The organism is Gordonia sp. CPCC 205333, from assembly GCF_048537885.1.
Taxonomy (GTDB): Bacteria; Actinomycetota; Actinomycetes; order Mycobacteriales; family Mycobacteriaceae; genus Gordonia.
On the sequence record NZ_JBCLVI010000003.1, the window covers coordinates 366,536 to 384,821 of the forward strand.

At 62.4% G+C, this 18,286-nt stretch carries 15 protein-coding genes; 5 read left to right on the forward strand and 10 right to left on the reverse strand.

The features are described 5' to 3' along the window. Positions 1-24 precede the first annotated feature (24 nt). Both AAFP29_RS11925 and AAFP29_RS11930 read right to left on the reverse strand, forming a co-directional pair. Positions 25-987, reverse strand: a complete 963-nt coding sequence (locus AAFP29_RS11925) for a 1-phosphofructokinase family hexose kinase (protein ID WP_419217580.1) — start codon at positions 985-987, stop codon at positions 25-27. Then, positions 984-1,757 carry a DeoR/GlpR family DNA-binding transcription regulator gene (locus AAFP29_RS11930; RefSeq protein ID WP_419217581.1) on the reverse strand — a complete coding sequence of 258 codons (774 nt, stop codon included), beginning with the start codon at positions 1,755-1,757 and terminating at the stop codon, positions 984-986. Before AAFP29_RS11930 ends, AAFP29_RS11925 begins: the two co-directional genes overlap by 4 nt. 141 nt (positions 1,758-1,898) lie before the next feature. On the opposite strand from AAFP29_RS11930, the gene ptsP reads away from it, so the two are divergent. Continuing rightward, positions 1,899-3,569, forward strand: coding sequence for a phosphoenolpyruvate--protein phosphotransferase (ptsP, locus tag AAFP29_RS11935; RefSeq protein WP_419217582.1), 1,671 nt, complete (start codon positions 1,899-1,901; stop codon positions 3,567-3,569). 676 nt (positions 3,570-4,245) lie between these two features. Here the strand turns inward: ptsP and lexA are convergent. After that, on the reverse strand, positions 4,246-4,956 hold the full coding sequence (lexA, locus tag AAFP29_RS11940; RefSeq protein WP_419217583.1) for a transcriptional repressor LexA: 711 nt from the start codon (positions 4,954-4,956) through the stop codon (positions 4,246-4,248). A gap of 186 nt (positions 4,957-5,142) precedes the next feature. Between lexA and AAFP29_RS11945 the strand changes: the two genes are divergently transcribed. Both AAFP29_RS11945 and nrdR read left to right on the forward strand, forming a co-directional pair. Beyond that, positions 5,143-5,619, forward strand: coding sequence for a LysM peptidoglycan-binding domain-containing protein (locus AAFP29_RS11945; protein ID WP_419217584.1), 477 nt, complete (start codon positions 5,143-5,145; stop codon positions 5,617-5,619). Between the two features lie 35 nt (positions 5,620-5,654). Beyond that, complete coding sequence (gene nrdR, locus AAFP29_RS11950) at positions 5,655-6,146, forward strand: transcriptional regulator NrdR (RefSeq protein ID WP_419217585.1); 492 nt, start codon at positions 5,655-5,657, stop codon at positions 6,144-6,146. On the opposite strand, the gene hrpA is transcribed toward nrdR, so the two are convergent. Next, positions 6,139-10,170: an ATP-dependent RNA helicase HrpA gene (hrpA, locus tag AAFP29_RS11955; RefSeq protein WP_419217586.1), complete on the reverse strand. Its 4,032-nt coding sequence runs from the start codon at positions 10,168-10,170 to the stop codon at positions 6,139-6,141. The genes nrdR and hrpA overlap by 8 nt on opposite strands. Positions 10,171-10,278: 108 nt before the next feature. On the opposite strand from hrpA, the gene AAFP29_RS11960 reads away from it, so the two are divergent. Further along, the gene (locus AAFP29_RS11960; protein ID WP_419217587.1) at positions 10,279-11,508 is read left to right on the forward strand and encodes an aspartate aminotransferase family protein; all 1,230 of its coding nucleotides are present in this window, start codon (positions 10,279-10,281) and stop codon (positions 11,506-11,508) included. Positions 11,509-11,592: 84 nt separating this feature from the next. Here AAFP29_RS11960 and AAFP29_RS11965 read toward each other — a convergent pair whose 3' ends face one another. The 3 genes from AAFP29_RS11965 to AAFP29_RS11975 form a co-directional block, all read right to left on the reverse strand. Then, entirely contained in the window at positions 11,593-12,270 is a 678-nt protein-coding gene (locus AAFP29_RS11965; protein WP_419217588.1) for a DUF3137 domain-containing protein, read from the reverse strand. A gap of 141 nt (positions 12,271-12,411) precedes the next feature. Then, positions 12,412-12,945 (reverse strand): alkyl hydroperoxide reductase, encoded by a 534-nt coding sequence (locus AAFP29_RS11970; protein ID WP_419217589.1) that lies wholly within the window; start codon positions 12,943-12,945, stop codon positions 12,412-12,414. Between the two features lie 28 nt (positions 12,946-12,973). Further along, on the reverse strand, positions 12,974-13,561 hold the full coding sequence (locus AAFP29_RS11975) for a peroxiredoxin (RefSeq protein WP_419217590.1): 588 nt from the start codon (positions 13,559-13,561) through the stop codon (positions 12,974-12,976). 109 nt (positions 13,562-13,670) lie between these two features. On the opposite strand from AAFP29_RS11975, the gene AAFP29_RS11980 reads away from it, so the two are divergent. Further along, positions 13,671-14,603, forward strand: a complete 933-nt coding sequence (locus AAFP29_RS11980) for a hydrogen peroxide-inducible genes activator (protein ID WP_419217591.1) — start codon at positions 13,671-13,673, stop codon at positions 14,601-14,603. Between the two features lie 32 nt (positions 14,604-14,635). Here AAFP29_RS11980 and AAFP29_RS11985 read toward each other — a convergent pair whose 3' ends face one another. Genes AAFP29_RS11985 through AAFP29_RS11995 form a run of 3 tightly spaced genes read right to left on the reverse strand, consistent with a single transcriptional unit; the run spans position 14,636 to position 18,154 of the window. Beyond that, a complete protein-coding gene (locus AAFP29_RS11985) occupies positions 14,636-15,073 on the reverse strand; it encodes a nitroreductase family deazaflavin-dependent oxidoreductase (protein ID WP_419217592.1) in 438 nt (145 codons plus the stop codon). Between the two features lie 29 nt (positions 15,074-15,102). After that, positions 15,103-17,220 carry a DEAD/DEAH box helicase gene (locus AAFP29_RS11990; RefSeq protein ID WP_419217593.1) on the reverse strand — a complete coding sequence of 706 codons (2,118 nt, stop codon included), beginning with the start codon at positions 17,218-17,220 and terminating at the stop codon, positions 15,103-15,105. After that, positions 17,192-18,154, reverse strand: coding sequence for a PAC2 family protein (locus tag AAFP29_RS11995; protein WP_419217594.1), 963 nt, complete (start codon positions 18,152-18,154; stop codon positions 17,192-17,194). Before AAFP29_RS11995 ends, AAFP29_RS11990 begins: the two co-directional genes overlap by 29 nt. Positions 18,155-18,286 lie beyond the last annotated feature (132 nt).

Consider the following 18,286-nt stretch of genomic DNA (forward strand, 5'->3'; position numbering starts at 1 on the left):
TGTGAGCGGGAGGAGGATGGGGAATCACACGGTGGTGGACGGTTGTAACTCGGTGACCTGCACGTTGGCGAGGTCGAGTTGAGTGGGAAATGGTGGCTGAGTGCCGGGCAGTGCCGCAGCGGCCGAGCCGTACGCGACCGCTCGACGTAACCTGTCCGGCGGTGTTTGCCCGTCGAGTTCAGCGAGCAGATAGCCCGCCAACGATGCATCGCCGGCGCCGACGGTGCTACGGGGAGTGATCGAGGGCGCGGTTGCTGACCAGGTACGTTGGCCGATCGTGAGAAGGGCGCCAGCGGCTCCCAGAGTGGTGAGCACGGCACCGCCGGTGCGTGCTGCGAGCTTCTGTGATGCCGTCACCGCAGGAGTGAAATTTCCTGTGGCGGCAGCAGATTCGATCGTGGGGCCGTCGCCGCCGACGAGTTCGGCGAGTTCGTCTGCGTTGGGTTTGAGCAGAGCGATACCCGGTCGGGCGACCGCGCGCAGGGGGGCACCTGACGTATCGACGGCGACTTTGGCTCCTTTCGCGCTCAGGCGTTCGGCGATGTGCGCGTACCAGTCGTCGGGGAGGCCCGGGGGTAACGAACCACATAGAGCGATCCAGTCGGCCGTTGGCGCGAGTTCGTCGATCAGACGAGATAGTGCAGTCTCGGTGGCCTGGTCGAAAGCCGCGCCCGCGGCGTTGATCTTTGTGGTGGTGCCGTCCGGGTCGACGATCGTGATGTTGCTGCGGACCTGGTCGTCGACGTTGATGTATCGGTAAGGCAACTCAACGGCGTCGAGCAGTCCCAGGAGCGCATCGGTGCGGTTCGCTGGCAGGATCGCGATAGTGTCACTGCTCGCGGTGGCGACGACCCGCGCGACATTGACGCCCTTGCCGCCGGCTTCGACCCGTGTGGCGTTGGCGCGCTGAACGGTGCCGTGTGTCAGTGGTTCGCCGAGTTCAACGGTCCGATCAACGCTGGGATTGGCAGTGACAGTGAGAATCATGCGGTGACAACCTCGATTCCTTGTTCGGTGAGTCGTGCGATATCCGCGGGATCGGCGTCCGAATCGGTCACGATGACGTCAACTTCGGACAGGGGGGCGAACGATACGAGCTCGTCGCTGTTGAACTTCGATGAATCAGCAAGCACTACAACACGATTCGCGCATGCGACGATCGCCGACTTGACTGCCGCCTCGTCGGGATCGGGAGTGGAGCAGCCGTGGCGGGCCGACAGTCCGTTGGTGCCGACGAAGGCGACGGAGATTCGAAGCTTGGCGATGGCGGCGACGGTGTCGGCGCCGACGCTGGCCTGCGTGAGACCGCGAAGTCGCCCCCCGATGAGGTGCAGGTTCACTGCGGGGAGCTTGGCCAGAGTCGCGGCGATACCCAGAGCGTTTGTCGCAAGAGTCAGCTCGCGAGGGTCGGTGAGTGCGCGCGCCGCCTGATAGGTGGTGGTTCCGGCGTCGAAGAAGACCGATCCACCCGCGGTCGGCAAGAATTGCTGCGCGGCGATGCCGATCGCGATTTTGGCCTCGCTGTGTTCGGTGATGCGCTGGGTGAGTGGCCGTTCGCCCGCGTCGAGGGTAGTCAGGCCGGGATCGACTGCGCCGCCATGTACGCGATGTACATGACCTGTTCGTTCGAGGGCGGCGAGATCCCGGCGAATCGTCTCGCCGGTGACGTCGAACTGGGCTGCCAAGTCGAGGACTGACACCCTGCCGTGTTCGCGCACGGCCCCGGCGATTGCCTCATGTCGTTCTGCGGCATACATAGAGTCGCCTCCTCTCGTCCAATATGTTGATATCAGGGAAGATTTGTGTTGATATCGTTTGTTTTACCCCCGAATGTGTTGACAAGTCAAGTATTTCTCGTAATCTAGATCACATATATAGCTCGATGAAAGGTGAATCGCGTGTCGGACGCCATCCAGCAGTTGACCGGAACGCCGGTCGTTTCAGGTATCGCCTATGGGCCGGTGATCTGGCCGGGCCCGCGCCCGGAATTCGTTGCGTCGACAGTGGAACTGTCCGACGTCGATCGGGTGCGCGAGGTCGATCGGTTCTCCGCCGCAGCAGCGGACGTCGCCGCGAAACTGCGCGATCGAGCGTCGGCCAGCACGGGCGTGGCCGCCGAGGTACTCAGTGCTACTGCCAGCCTCGCCGAAGATCGTGGCTGGCTCTCCGCCGCGGGCAAGCTCATCAATGCCGGTAGCCCGGCGGCCGACGCGGCGGTCGCCGCCACTAAACAGTTCGCCGACTTGTTCACCAAACTCGGCGGCCTGATGGCCGAGCGGGTCACCGACCTGAATGACGTACGCGACCGCGTACTGGCTGCACTGACAGGTTCGCCCGAACCGGGTGTGCCAGTGCCTGATTCGCCGTCGATCCTCTTTGCCGACGATCTGGCCCCTGCCGATACGGCTGGCCTGGATCCGCAATTGGTAGTCGCGTTGGTCACCCGTCTCGGTGGTCCGACGAGTCACACCGCGATCATCGCGCGACAACTCGGGATTCCGTGCATCGTCGCGGTTGGCGATCTGGCCACCATCGGCACCGGAACGTCGGTTCTGGTCGATGGCACCGCAGGGACGGTCGACGTCGAACCTGAACCGGCGGCGGCGCGGGCCGCAGCGACGCACTGGCAGGCACAAGCGGATTTGGTCGCCGCCTGGGCTGGTCCGGGACGTACCGCGGACGGAATCGACGTCGCTGTCCTGGCCAACGTCGCCGACGGTGCATCGGCGCGGGCAGCATCGTCGAAGCCGGTGGCCGGGATCGGTCTGTTCCGTACTGAGCTGGCCTTTTTGGATCGTGCGGCGGCTCCGACGATCGCTGAGCAGGTGACGAGTTATCGCGGGGTGTTCGATGCGTTCAGCGGCCTCAAGGTGGTCATCCGGACACTCGATGCCGGGTCGGACAAACCGATGAAGTTTGTGAACAGTCCCGAGGAGGCGAATCCGGCGTTGGGCGTGCGCGGCAACCGGATTGCCGGCGCCCAGCCGGAACTGCGGGAAGCTCAACTCGACGCGATCGCATCGGCCGCCGCCGCGAGCGATGCCGACGTTTGGGTGATGGCTCCGATGATTGCCACGGTCGCTGAGGCCGCGGAATTCGCGGCGCTCGCTCGCGGGCGGGGCCTGACGGCCGGGGTGATGATCGAAGTGCCGGCGGCAGCGCTGCTCGCGCCCGCAATTCTGGCTGAAGTGGATTTTGTGTCGATCGGTACCAATGATCTGACTCAATACACGATGGCCGCGGACCGGATGTCGGCCGAATTGGCGGCGCTAACCGATCCTTGGCAGCCAGCCGTACTGTCGTTGGTCTCGATGGTGGCCGCAGCCGGTCGTGCGGCTGGGAAGCCCGTCGGTGTGTGTGGGGAGGCTGCGGCCGATCCGCTGCTCGCCTGTGTACTTGTCGGGATGGGCGTCACGTCGTTGTCGAGTGCGCCAGTCGCCGCCGCGGCAGTCGGTGCCCGACTGGGTCAGGTAACGATGGCATCGTGCGAAGACGCGGCGCGCTGCGCGCTCAATACGGCGGATCCGACGGCGGCGAGGGCAGCGGCGTCGCAGGCGCTGAGCGGGTAACGGGCTGTCGTCGGACTGGACGCTGCGCCTTGGTCGCGGCCGGGGGAGTATCTCCTTCGGAGACGATGGCGGCTGCAGAGTCCAGCCGTGTTGCTGCTGGGGTTGGGATGCGGCGGACTATAGGGCGTAGCTGAAATCTGCGGTCTGGCGGCGATAGGGGGAGATTTGCCCTCGATGAAGGTGGAAACGCATTTTCGGGCTGGGAGCGCCGCAAACAAATCTGCGTTTTGGTGGCTGCCGGGGGAGTCGCGCCCTCGGCGGGTGTGGGAGGACAGACTCCAGTCTGCTTGCCGCCGGGCTCGAATCTGCAGTCAGGACTTTGCCCAGGGAGTATTTCCCTCAACCAACCTGACGATGCAGTTCTCAGCCAGGCAAGCAGTTCTCAGCCGGGCAAGCCACCGTGCCTCGACGTGCGGTCAAGTACGAACCATCGACTGAAATCTGAGCCCGACGGACATCGAGGGAGCGTGCCCCTCGATGGCACCGTCGCTGCAGGTTTCAGCCAGGTTGAAATCTGCGCGCTGGAGGCTTCCGAGGGGTCATTCTCCCCACTTACCGAATCCCCGCAGACTTCAGCCTGTGCGCAGCCGGCTGAAGTCCGCATATAGGCCGCAGCCAGGGGGGAGTATGCCCCTCGCCGATGTTGTGCCCGCAGGCTTCAGCTGACGCCTCGTATCTACACGCGACGCAGAACTGTGACGACTTTGCCCAAGATTGTCGCGTCGTCGCCTGCGATCGGTTCGAACATAACGTTGTGCGGCATCAGCCAGACATGACCGCGTTTGCGTTTAAACGTCTTCACGGTCGCCTCGCCATCGATCATCGCGGCGACGATATCTCCGTTCTCGGCGACATTCTGCTGGCGAACCACTACCCAGTCGCCGTCGCAGATCGCGGCGTCGATCATCGACTCGCCTACGACCTTCAGCAGAAACAGCGAACCGTCGCCGACGAGTTCGCGTGGAAGTGGAAACACGTCCTCGACTGCTTCTTCGGCGAGAATCGGTCCGCCGGCGGCGATCCGGCCGAGTACCGGGACGAAGGTAGGTGTCGGCATCGTCGCAACGCCGCCGAAGGGGGAATCGCCCGACGGATCTGGCTCACTGTCCTGGATATTCACCGCGCGCGGTCGGTTGTGGTCACGGCGGAGCAGGCCCTTGCGTTCAAGCGTGCGCAGCTGATGGGCAACTGATGACGTCGAGGTAAGACCGACCGCGTCGCCGATCTCGCGGATGCTCGGCGGGTATCCGCGCATGCGAACGGACTTGCGGATGTATTCCAGAACCGCGCGTTGACGCGTGGTCAACGTCGCCTCGACGGATTCGGCGAGAGTTGCGTCGAGTGCGCCGTTCGCCGCGGAATCGTCCGACGGTCCCTGCTCGGTCATCAGCTGGTTTCCCTTCTTCGATGGTGCTTTTCGGGTGGCTCGCCAAGGCGGTCTGCACTCAAAAGTAGACGAGACGAGCTGGACTTTCAAACATTTGTTCGACGTGTCGCGAGACATTGTCGGTGGGTCGTGCTAGAAATCGAACATAAGTTCATCGAACACAGGTTCGTACACCAGGAGGACACCATGACCGCAGCACTCGCTCCGCGTATCGCCCCGCGCGCCGGTCTCGCAGCGCCGACGAGGCCTGCGCCCCGCCGCACGCCGGGTTCGACCACCCGCCCGCTCAACCGTCGGCCCGACATCTCATGGCCAACCGGCACACGCTGCTCGGGAACTGACGGCATGCGCGCCCGCGAGGCTCGGCAGATGGCGGTTTATCGTCGACGGCGCGGCGCGGCGAGTGTCCTCGTCGGCGCTGCACTGGCCGGGCTGGTGTGGTTCTTCGCGGTTGTCGGCGGCAATTACGAGGCGTCAGTAGCGCCCGCGCCGACCTCGACTTCGGTGGTCCATGTGCGCGCCGGCGAATCGCTCAGCGCCGTCGCTGCGCGCGTCGCACCAGAGTTGCCCACGCAGGCGGTCATCAACAAGATTGTGGAACTCAATCACCTCGAGTCGTCGGGTGTTCGTGTGGGTCAGGCTTTGGTGACCCCTGTCTACTGAAACCCGTGAAAATGATGGCGGTTACTCTTCTAGGTATGCGCTGTCCCTTCTGCAAACACGATGACACCAAGGTCGTCGACTCCAGGGTTGCCGATGAAGGACAGGCGATTCGCCGGAGGCGCTCTTGCGCCGCATGCGGTCGGCGCTTCACCACCGTAGAGAGCGCGGTCCTCGCCGTCGTCAAACGCAACGGAGTCACAGAGCCGTTCAGTCGAGAGAAGGTTATGCGCGGTGTACGGCGCGCATGCCAGGGCCGCGACGTGGCCGAGGACGACCTTGCGCTACTCGCCCAGCAAGTGGAAGAGGCTGTCCGTGCGTCGGGATCGGCTGAGATTCCGAGCAACGAGGTTGGGCTGGCCATTCTGGGGCCACTGCGGGATCTGGATGAAGTCGCATACCTGCGGTTCGCTTCGGTCTACCGGTCGTTCGAGTCGCTGGCCGATTTCCAGCAGGAGATCGATGAGCTGCGTGAGCATGTAGGCCAACGCCGTGAAGCAGCTGGCGAGACTGACTCGCAGCTCACCTAAATTCCTCGAAGGCGCGTCGAATCCGCTTCTCCGACACCGGATATGCCGTTCCCAAGCGCTGGGAAAAGGTGCCAACCCTTAGCTCCTCGACGAGCCACGTCGCCGATTCGTTGAAAGCATCTCGTCGACCCGGTGGGAGTTGGGCGAGGCGCTGATTCCACCCCTCAACTACACGGTCGATGATCGCGATACCAGCGTTATCCCGATCGGGTGCGAGCGACAGTTGCTCCAATCGAGTGCGCGCACCCCGAAGATACCGCGGCATCTCTTTCAGATGGGGCAACGCCGTTGATGCGACGAAACCCGGATAGATCAGATTATGCATTTGGTCAGCGACGTCGTCTGCGGCGAGTGAGCCGGCATTCGCGTCAATCTCCGCTCGCACCGGCGCTACTTCGCGCAACGTATCGACCACGGCATCGAAAACCGATAGGGCCTTCTCCGCAACCGGGCCGGCGACGTCTTTGCGCAACACGTCAAACTGTTCGGCGGTGCGAATATTGGCCGTCATGGCAGTAGTCACACATTCGAGCACGGCACGGGTGGTGCACTCCGCGAGCATCAACTCGCTTGTCGCATAGGGGCTTTGGCTGAGCGCGAGCGTTCCGGCGGGGTCGAGGGTACGCGTGATTCGCACCGGCAGGGCGGGGAGCGACGCTGCGAGCAATGCGCAGACAGCGGTATGCAACATCCGGCTAGCCTGTGCCGACGACGTCGCGAGTGTGCGGGTGACGCCGCCATCGACTACCTTCAGGGTTGGATAGCGCGTTACCTGTTGTCCCGCAACGGTCTCGGTCTTTTCAAAGGGGATGGTGCCGATACTGTCCGCCGTCCACGTGGTGAAGATGGCCGCCGTGCGCTTGGCTGGTGAGCCGCCGCGTGACTGGAGGGCGGGTAGAGACTTGCCAGACGACACCGTAGCGCCGTCAGCGCCGATGACGCGGAAATTGACGCGCAGGTGTGCGGGGACCGCTTCGATATCGAAATCACTTGCAGCGATGGATAACCCGGTCATCGCGGACAATTCTCTGGCAAGGCCTTTGGTCAATGGCTCCGACCGCGGCTTGAGTCTGGCCAACGCGGCGTCGGCGAAGCGAGATGCCGGGGCCATCGACTTCCGCAGAGACTTCGGCAGTGACTTCACCAACTCGGTTGCCAGTTCCGCGCGCATGCCTGGCACTGACCAGTCGAAGCCCGCGGGCCGAACATGATCGAGGAGCGCCGCCGGAATCACCACGCTCACACCATCATCGGGATCTCCCGGTGCGAATTTGTAGGCAAGGTCGAGTCGTAACGTGCCCTGAGCCCAGGCGCCGGGGAAATCAGTAGGGGACACCGGTGCATCAGCACTGTCGACGACGTCGGCTTCGGTGAGATCGAGCAGGGTCTCATCCGCGCGTCGTGCCGAGCGCCACCACGTATCGAAATGCCGCGCCGACGTCACGTCGGCGGGTATCCGCTTGTCGTAGAACTCGTAGAGTTGATCGTCGGTGATAGTGATGTCGGCCCGTCGGGCGCGATGTTCAATGGCGGCGGCGTCGTCGAGCAGAGCACGGTTATGTGCCAAGAACTTGTGCTCGGTTCGCCAGTCTCCTTCGACGAGCGCGTGCCGAATGAACATCTCCCGACACAGCTCCGGATCGATGGACGTATAGGTGACGCGACGGGAAGCGACCAGCGGAACGCCGTACAGGGTGACCCGTTCATGGGCCATCGTCGATCCGCGCTTGGACGACCAATGAGGTTCGCTGTAGACACGTTTGACCAGATTGCCGGCGAGCTTCTCTGCCCATAGCGGATCCACCCGCGCGACGGTGTGCGCGAATAGCCGTGAGGTCTCGAGCATTTCGGCGGCCATCAGGAATGGCGGCGACTTCTTCGATAGCGATGAGCCGGGGAAGATCATCAGCGTGGTGTTGCGGGCTCCGGTGTATTCGCGAGTGTCGCCGTTGCGGGCCGCGATATTCGACAGCAGTCCCGACAAGATCGAGCGGTGGATGGCATCGGCATCGCGCTGGGTCGGTTGGATCGACCATTTGAGGTCGGCGACGATAGAGGTCAGTTGCCGATGCAGGTCACGCCATTCGCGGATGCGCACCCAATGCAGAAACTCTCGCTCGCAGGTTCGTCGAAACTTGCTGCTCGACAAAGTGTCTCGTTGTTCGTTGAGATAGTCCCAGAGTTCCAAATAGGCGAGGAAATCTGATCCTGGAACATCGAAGCGTTTATGCGATTCATCGGCTGCCTGACGATGTTCAGCTGGCCGTTCGCGAACGTCCGGCAATGACAGCGCTGCAGCGATGACAAGAATGTGATCGAGACAGCCGAGGTGATGTCCTTCGGCGAGCATCCGTCCCAGCCGCGGATCGACCGGCAATGTTGCGAGTTCGCGTCCGACCCTGGTCAGGCGCGGCGGACCCGAAGTGGCCGAGGGCGATTCGATCGCGCCCAACTCATGTAGTACCGCAACACCGTCGCGGATGGCGCGTTCGCCGGGCGCTTGGACGAAAGGGAAGTCGGCGATATCGCCGAGGCGCAATGACAGCATCGACAATATGACGCCGGCCAGATTGGTACGCAGGATTTCCGGATCGGTGAATTCCGGCCGGTTGTCAAAGTCGTCCTCGCTGTAGAGACGGATGCAGATACCTGGCGCCACCCGACCGCAACGGCCGGCACGTTGCCGTGCACTTGCTTGCGAAACCGATTCAATGGGAAGACGATTGACCTTGGTTCGGGTGGAATACCTTGCGACACGGGCGGTTCCGGTGTCGATGACGTAGCGGATACCGGGAACTGTCAGCGATGTCTCAGCCACGTTGGTAGCCAACACGATTCGGCGACCGTCGGAAGGCGTGAAGACCCGGCGCTGTTCGGCATTGGACAAGCGAGCGAAGAGCGGAACGATCTCGGCACCCTTACTGGCGCGATGTTTCAGGGCGTCGGCGGTATCGCGGATGTCGCGTTCGGTCGGCAGAAAGATGAGGATGTCGCCGCGACCTCCGCCGCGTGCCGACCACAACTCGCCGATGGCCGCGTCAATCGCCCCGATCTGATCGAGGTCGGCGTGGTCGTTGTCGGTGTCGACTAGGTTGAAATCAGCGCGCTCCCGGCGTCGGGCAGCATCACTGCCACCAATTCCCGTGGCTGCGCTCGCCCCAACCTCTCCCCACGGCCGATACCGAATGTCGACCGGATAGGCGCGTCCGGATACTTCGAGGATCGGGACGGCATCGTCGGCTCCGTCGACTGCGAAATGCCTTGCGAAACGGTCAGGTTCGATGGTTGCCGAGGTGATGATCACCTTGAGATCGGGGCGGCGGGGGAGCAGGCGTTTGAGGAAACCGAGGATGAAGTCAATGTTGAGGCTGCGTTCATGAGCCTCATCGATGATCAACGTGTCGTAGGCGCGCAGCATCGGATCATTGGCGATCTCGCGCAGCAAAATACCGTCGGTCATGACTTTGACCAGCGTGTCAGCGCTGGTCTTGTCGGCGAAGCGAACCGAATATCCGATGGCCTCACCCAGTTCGGTATTCGTCTCGTCGGCTATCCGCGTGGCGACTGAACTGGCCGCGATGCGGCGGGGTTGGGTGTGGCCGATGGAACCGCGGATTCCGCGTCCGAGTTCAAGGCAGATCTTTGGCAGCTGGGTGGTTTTGCCAGATCCGGTCTCGCCGGCGATCACCACCACCTGGTGTTCGGCAATAGCAGTGCTGATCTGGTCGCGGGCCGCGCTGACCGGTAGACCATCGGGGTAGGTGATCGTCGGAACCGACGCTACGCGGCGTGCAACCCGCGATTGCGCCTTGGTGAGGTCGACGGATAGTGATTCCCAGGTAGGAGGTTTCGCGCGCTTGCGGGTGGCGGATTTGTCGCGACGGCCCCGACCGCTGAATGTGTCCAAACGACGGCCGAGCTGGTGAGCATCAACGATGGTGAGCGCATCGAGCGCCTTACGATATGCCTTGATATCAGGTGTGGAGATAGCGGCGTCGTCGTCTACGGTTTCCGATGGTGGCATAGCCCTTCAAGGATACGGCCTGCGAAACCCACTGCGGACAGCCCGTTGGCAACATTGCGCTCGGGGCTGATTGCGACGGATAGCACCGCTACCGGCATGATGTAGGCCATGACTAATGCGCTGTGGCACGGTTTTGCTGACATGGGGGCGGTCAACGCCGCGGGTCCGTTTGTGATCGCGCGAGGCGAGGGAGCCTACGTATTCGACGCTGAAGGTAACCAATATCTCGATGCGACAGCAGGGTTGTGGTTCACCAATATCGGCCACGGTCGTAGCGAGGTCGGCGACGCGGTGGCCGCGCAACTCGGCAAACTAGCCCACTACTCGGGTTTCGGCGATATGACTGCCGACGTCACCGTCGACTTGGCGAACCGGCTCGCCGAGATCGCTCCGGTGCCAGGTTCCAAGATATTCTTCACCTCGGGCGGCAGCGATTCGGTGGAGACCGCGGCAAAACTCGCTCGACGTTACTGGCGCGAGGTGGGTAAGCCGGAGAAGACGATCATGGTCGGGCGCTCCAAGGCGTACCACGGTATGCATATCGGCGGTACATCGCTTGCCGGTATTCCCGCCAACCACGACGGCTATGGAGAGTTCCTGCCCGACACCGAGACAGTCGACTGGAACGACGCCAAGAGTTTGCTCGGACTGATCGAGCGAGTAGGCGCTGACCGCGTCGCAGCGTTCTTCTGTGAGCCGATCATCGGTGCGGGCGGTGTCTATCTGCCGCCGGAGGGCTACCTCGAAGAAGTGCGGGCCATTTGCCGCGACAACAACGTGCTGTTCATCGCCGACGAAGTTGTCACCGGGTTCGGTCGTATCGGCGGCGAGTCTTGGTTCGCTAGTACACGATTCGGTCTGGAACCGGACATGATCACCACTGCCAAAGGGCTGACGTCGGGTTATGTTCCGATGGGTGCCGTCTTCATCGCGCCGCGGATCGCGGAGCCGTTCCACGGCGGTGGGGTGTGGTTCCGTCACGGCTATACCTACGGTGGGCACGCCGGGGCCGCTGCCGCCGCTATGGCCAACCTCGACATCATCGAGCGCGAGGGTTTGCTCGCCGAGGCGTCACGACTTGAGGGTGACTTAGCGACCGCGTTCGCGCCGCTGGCCGAACTCGACGCTGTCAGCGAAGTTCGCGTTGGACTGGGTGCGGTAGCGGCAGTTCAGTTGGCCGATCCGGCGACCGCGCCGACTACTGTGCTGCGACTACGTGCCCACGGTGTTGTTACACGAGCCGCAGGACAAGGCGCACTTCAGGTTTCGCCGACATTCGTGATGACCACCGACCAGGTCGGCGAACTGGCGCATCGCTTCTCCGACGCGCTGGGCTGACACCTTCTCGCCCAAACCTTGCGAAACAAGTCATCCCCGACACCAAAAGGGTGTCGGGGATGACTTGTTCCGCGGGGTTTGTGGCTAGCGGGAGTGTCGCCTCGACGGCCACGTCTCGTCACCGATTGTGTCGAGAATGTCGCACATGACATCCAGCCGGTTGACCATTCCAGAGTCCGCCGTGAAGCGACCCTTTTCGAAGCTGATCATGACGTCACCGTCGAATCGCCAGGTGAGTTGCCCGACGTTCGCGTTCATATGTGCAACCAGATCGGGCGACAGGACAGCGTGGGCGAATTTGGCGTCATCCGCAGAGACTTTGAATCTGTTGTCGAAGGTGGCATCGCCGCTGCGGATGCGCTCAGCGCCGAAGAATTCGGCGACTTTGCCGCCGAATATTCCTTCGCTGCCGACTTCGAGTCGTGGGACCGAGCACGCCAATTCGATGGCCCACACCGTGAAGTGGTGGTGGTGCTTCGTGGAGTTGTCGCCCGAGCCGCTCGACGTCGTGTAGTGGTAGTCGAATACGGCGAAGTCGCGGCCACGGTACTGACCCGAGACCAGATCGTGGACCTTGCCGCCCCAGGTACGGAATGGTCGACCCGAAAATCGCTTCGCATATCTCGAGTCATCGCCGATATAGCTGAACCCGTGTTCGGTGGCCAGCGACTCTAGGGCCGCCGACCGGCGCGCGCCGACGATCGCGGCGATGGCGAACGCGATGCACATAGCCAGTAGCGCACAGATGATCACTGCCGTCATGTCTAGATTCTAAATGGTGAATCACAGTAGGGGCTGGATCGGTCATCCAGGCAGACGACCGAAACTCCACGAAAGAGATCGTCCCCAGCACCGAACTGGTGTTGGGGACGATCGAATGCGCAGCGTTTACGGTACGACTTTCTACGCCTTTGCCAGCACCTCGGTGGTCGTGATCGCCTGTGCGACACCCGCGACGATCGAAGCGACCTTCAGCGACTCGAAGATGGCCTCCCGATCGACGCCCGCCTCGCGGAGCGTGTTCTCGTGTGCCGCGACGCAGTGGCCGCAGCCGTTGATCGAGGACACCGCGAACGACCACAACTCGAACAATGCCTTGTCGACTCCCGGGTTGCCGATGATATTCATCCGCAGCCCGGGACGCAGGTCGTCATACTTGCCGTCGAGGAACCCGCGACCGCGATAGAACACATTGTTCATACCCATGATCGACGCAGCGCCCAGTGCCGCGTTGTAGGTCTCCGCCGAGAGCGTGTCGGCTGCCTCGTCGGAGATCTCGCTCAGCACGCGGGGATTGCGCGTGGCTGCCGCCGACGCGAGCAGGGTGCCCCACAATTGATCTTCGTTCAGTGCGGTGGTGCGGCTGATCGAACCGAGATTCAGCTTCAGGTCCTTGGCGTACTCGGGGAGTGCGTCCTTGAGATTGTCGATGCTCATCTGTACTTCCTTCGGTCGCTGGGGTGAATCAGACGCTGGCGGTTAGCAATTCGCCGGCGTTGATGGTCGGATCACCCTTGCGCCAGTTGCATGCGCACAGCTCGTCGGACTGCAGCGCGTCGAGGACGCGCAGCACCTCGTCGACGTTGCGGCCAACGGAGCCGGCGGTCACCGAGACGAACTGAATCTCGTTATTCGGATCGACGATGAACGTTGCCCGATCGGCAACCCCATCGGCGTTGAGAACTCCTGCGGCAGACGCGAGTTCACGCTTGAGGTCGCTAAGAATCGGGAACGGGAGGGTTTTGAGGTCTTCGTGCTGTGCGCGCCACTGGAAGTGGACGAACTCGTTGTCGACCGACGCGCCGAGTACCTGGGCGTCACGATCGGCGAACTCGTCATTGAGCTTGCCGAAAGCGGCAATCTCGGTGGGGCAGACGAAGGTGAAATCCTTGGGCCAGAAGAAGATGATCCGCCATTTGCCCTCATGATCGTCGTTGGCGACCTGGGTGAAGTAGTCGTCGGGCTGCTGGGCGTTGACCTGCGACAGATCTCCGCCGATTACTGCGGTGAGGTTGTATGCGGGGAATTGATCGCCGATGGTCAGCAATGCCATTGTGGGTGCGCTCCTAAGCTCAATACGTTTCGACTAGGGGATTTACCACTCCATCGTGCCCGAACCGCAACGAAAACGAAACGTGATGATAAGCACTACACTGATAGGTATGACTGATCAAAGTTATCAGCCCTCGCCGGCCGGTCTCCGAGCCTTCATCGCCGTCGCCCGAAAGCGCCATTTCGGTTCTGCGGCAACGGAGTTGGGAGTCAGTCAGCCGTCGCTGTCCCAGGCGCTCGCCGCGCTGGAAGCAGGGTTGGGCACTCAACTCATCGAGCGGTCAACCCGGCGTGTCTTCTTGACGCCCGATGGCGAGGCGCTTCTCGGTCAAGCGACGGTCGCGGTCGACGCGATCGACGCGTTCATGGTCGCTGCCCGAGGCGCCGATGATCCGTTGGCGGGCGCGGTGCGACTTGGGTTGATTCCCACCGTGGCTCCGTATGTGCTGCCGGCTGTCCTGCGTGGAATCGCGGGCGAGTTGCCCGATCTGGGACTGCGCGTCGTCGAAGACCAAACAGCTCGACTACTCGATCAATTGCGGGAGGGGACACTGGACGCAGCACTACTTGCCCTACCGACCGAATCGCGCGGCACTGTCGAAATTCCGCTGTATCGCGAGGATTTCGTGCTGGCGCTGCCCGTCGGACACCCGCTCTCCGGACGCAAGCGGGTAGATCCGCAGTCGTTGATCGACCTGCCGCTGCTGTTGCTCGATGAAGGGCACTGTCTGCGCGACCAGGCACTCGAAGTGTGTCGGCTGGCCGGATTCCGGCCGGAGATAGGTCAGACGAGAGCTGCGTCGCTGGCTACGGCCGTCCAATGTGTCGAGGGAGGGCTCGGGGTTACCCTGATCCCGTCGACTGCCGTGGCAGCGGAGACGTCGGGCGGTGGCCTGAGCACGGCGACCTTCGCGAAACCACGACCTGGCCGCGAAATAGGTCTCGTCTATCGCGAATCATCGCGCCGCGCAGACACTTTCACCGCGCTGGCAGCGACGATCAGACGCGTCGTCGGAGAGTTGGGCGTCGTTGAGGAGTTGTAGGCGGCCCGACCGTTATCCTCGTGAGGCTGGATCTAGTCAGTCGGCGTCAGCACGAACAGCGGGATCACCCTGCTGGTCTTGGTTGCGTAGTCGGCGTAATTCGGGAATGCCGCGACTGCCCGCTCCCACCAGATATCGCGTTCGTCGCCGGAGATCTCACGTGCGATATAGCTGCCAACCTGCTCGCCGTCGCGCACGTCCACCTCGGGATGTGCAACGACGTTGTGATACCACTGCGGATTCTTCGGAGCGCCACCAAGCGAGGCGACAGCCAGGTACTCGCCCTCGTGCTCGACGCGCATCAATGGACTCTTCCGCAGTTTGCCAGACTTCGCGCCGAGGCTGGTCAGCACAATCACCGACATTCCGTTGAGTGAGGTTCCAGTGGTGCCACCGGATTTCTCAATAGTCTCGGCCTGTTTGCGGGCCCAGTCGGATGTGCTCGGTGCGTATTCTCCCTGAAGTGCCATGACTGAACTCAACGTCGGCGCGACGGCAACTATTCCGAGTCCACCGTGGTCAGTTGTTCCCATTCGTCGAGCAGGCTGGAGTCGACTTCGCGGACCATCGTGCCAAGCTTCTCGGTCAGGTCCACAATCTGCTCGGTGGCAACGCTCTGCGGCAAGCCCGACCGCAATACACGGTACGCATCAGTGAGGTAGCGCAGTAGCACTCCTTCGCTGCGTGCCAGTCCGTACTCGGAAACGAACTCGTTGAATGTCTTTGACTGCTCAAGGATTTCGCGTGCAACCGACTTCGGCGACGGCGGGAATGAGCCGACCCAGGGATGGGTCGAACGGTATACGCCGAACGCGAAAGAGATCTCGTCGAGAAGCGGCTGCGGCCAGGTGATCTCCTCAAGCCGGGCCATTCGTTCTTCGTATTCGATTCCGTCGGCCTTCATTTCAGCGATCGCAACATCACGCGCGGCCTTGCGCTGAGCCATCAGAACTTGTCGCGGATCATCGAGTGTCGCCTCGACGATGGACAAGACATCGAGGTGATATGTCGATGACTCGGCGTCGAGTAGGTCGAATGCCGCCAGGGCGAACGCCGACAGCGGATTGGTCAGAGCGAAGTTCTCCGGCATGTCAACTGACAGGGCGACATGTTTGCCTAAGTCGTCGGGCTCGGCGAGCTGAATCACGATGCCGCTTTCCCGAAGGTCGCGGTACAGGGTGATGGTGTGCGTGATGTGTTTGAGCTGTCGTGCGCGGGTCTCGTGATTGGTTTCCAGTAGATGACGTAGGGCCGCGAAACAGTCGCCCGGTCGGGCGAGCACTTCCATCAGCATGGCCATCGTGATGTGAAAATGTGAGCGCAGCGCCTCGTTGGGCGCGGTCGTCAGCGTGACGAAAGTTTGTTCACCCCAAGAGACGAAACCTTCGGGAGGCTTGCGGCGCACCACTTTTCGCAACTTCTTCGGATCGCTGCCGGCCTTGGCGACCGCACGGGCATTCTCGACGTCGTGTTCGGGTGCCTGCGCGACCACGTACCCGATGGTGTCGAATCCCGCGCGACCAGCACGTCCGGCGATCTGGTGGAACTCGCGTGCCGAGAGGCGGCGAACCTTGGTACCGTCGTATTTCGAGAGGCCAGCGAATAGCACCGTGCGAATCGGCACATTAATCCCGACGCCGAGCGTGTCGGTGCCGGCCACTACCCGCAGTAATCCCTGCTGAGCCAGCCGTTCGACAAGCCGTCGATAACGCGGCAGCATCCCGGCGTGATGTACGCCGATGCCCGCTCGCAGAAGTTTGCTCAACGTCGAGCCGAAGCCGGTACCGAACCGGAAATCACCGATGGCTTCGGCGATCAGGGCCCGATGCGCCTTGTCGGCTACCTTCGCCGACATCAGAGCCTGTGCGCGTTCGACGGCGGACGCCTGGGTGAAATGCACGACGTAGACGGGCGCGCGACCGGCGTCGACCAACTTCTCGATGGTCTCGTGTATCGGTGTGAGCGCGTAGTCGTATTCGAGCGGTACCGGGCGAGTGGTGCCGGTGATCGCCGCAGTCGGCCGGTTGGTGCGCTGGGTGAGGTCCTCGACGAAGAACGTGACATCGCCCAGCGTCGCCGACATCAGCAGGAACTGCGTGTTGGGAAGTTCGATGAGCGGGACTTGCCAGGCCCACCCGCGATCTCGGTCGCCGTAGTAATGGAATTCGTCGGCGACGAGCAAGCCGATATCGCTATCAGAGCCGTCGCGTAGCGCGATATTTGCGACTACCTCGGCCGTCGCGCAGATAATCGGCGCGTTGGAGTTGACTGAGGCGTCACCAGTGAGGAGCCCGACATTGTCTGCTCCGAAGGCATCGCACAGTTCGAAGAACTTCTCACTGACCAGCGCTTTGATCGGAGCCGTGTAATACGCCCGACGATGCCGGTGCCGCGCGAAGTAGATAGCGCCGGTGGCGACCAACGACTTTCCGGAGCCGGTCGGGGTCGCCAGGATGACATGTGAGTCGCCGACCAGTTCCAGCAGAGACTCTTCTTGGTGGGAGTAGAACTGGAGGCCGCGTCCGTCGGCCCACTCGGAGAACTCTTCGAATGCCAGGTCTTCGTCGAAGGCCGCTCGCGCGGCGGGATCAGATAGTGCCGGAGGTGTCGCCAGCATCGCCTTGGTCTTGGTCGCGGTTATGTTGCGCCAGGAACTTCTCCAGTTCAGCGCCGAGCTCGTCGCCGCTGGGCAGCGGTTCGTCGGCGGCGAGCAGCGACGCCTGCGTCTGAGCCGCCTCGTGGAAACTGTCGTATTGCGATTCCAGGGCCGAAACCACCGACTGGATCTCGCTATTGCCCGACACCTCGTTGTCAATCTGCTCGCGGACCGCAGCCGCGGCGTTGTCGAGCGCGGCAACCGGAAGCTTAAGTCCGGTCACGTCGCCGACAGTCTCGACCAGTCGCGCCGCCGCACCTGGATAGTTGGCCTGCGCCAGGTAGTGCGGGACGTGGGCCGAAAGCCCTGCGCCTCGATAACCCTGCTGGGTAAGGCGTAGTTCAAGCAGCATCGACGCCGACGCTGGGATCTTCATTTCCGAACCCCATCGTGGCAGGTCACCGAGTTGTTCGGAGTCGCCGTGCGCCGTGATGGTCGCTGGCCGGGTATGCGGAACAGCCATTGGAATCGCGTTGAGGCCAATGACATCGGTGACGCGAAACTGCTCGGTCAACCGCCGCACCGCTTCGACAAACTGTTCCCAGCGCAGATCGGGTTCGTTCCCCGACAGCAACAGGAACCCGACGCCCGCATTGTCGCGGATTGCATGCATCGTCAATTTCGGCATGTCCACCGAGGTGAACTCCTCGCCGGAGAAAGTCATCGTTGGGCGGCGGGAGCGGTAATCGATCAGCTCATCGGTGTTGAACGTCGCCACCAACTCAGACTCAAGACTGTCACGCAGATGCTCAGCTGCCAGCGCTACGGCATGTCCGGCGTCCGCGAAGCCCTCCAGCGCGTGAATCAAGACCGGGCCGCGTTCGGGCGGACCGGACATCTCGGGTGCCGGGAACTCCAACTCGTAGAGTGAGCTCTGCTCGGGCTTCTCATCCATCGTCGTGCCTCCTTCTTCTCGAGCGTGCCGACCGGTGAAGTGACTATTGTCCCTCACCAGTACCCGGCTAGGCGAATCCATTAGCCCTGCGGGTTACCCGGTGGCGCTTCGAGTTGACGTTCTATCCGAAGT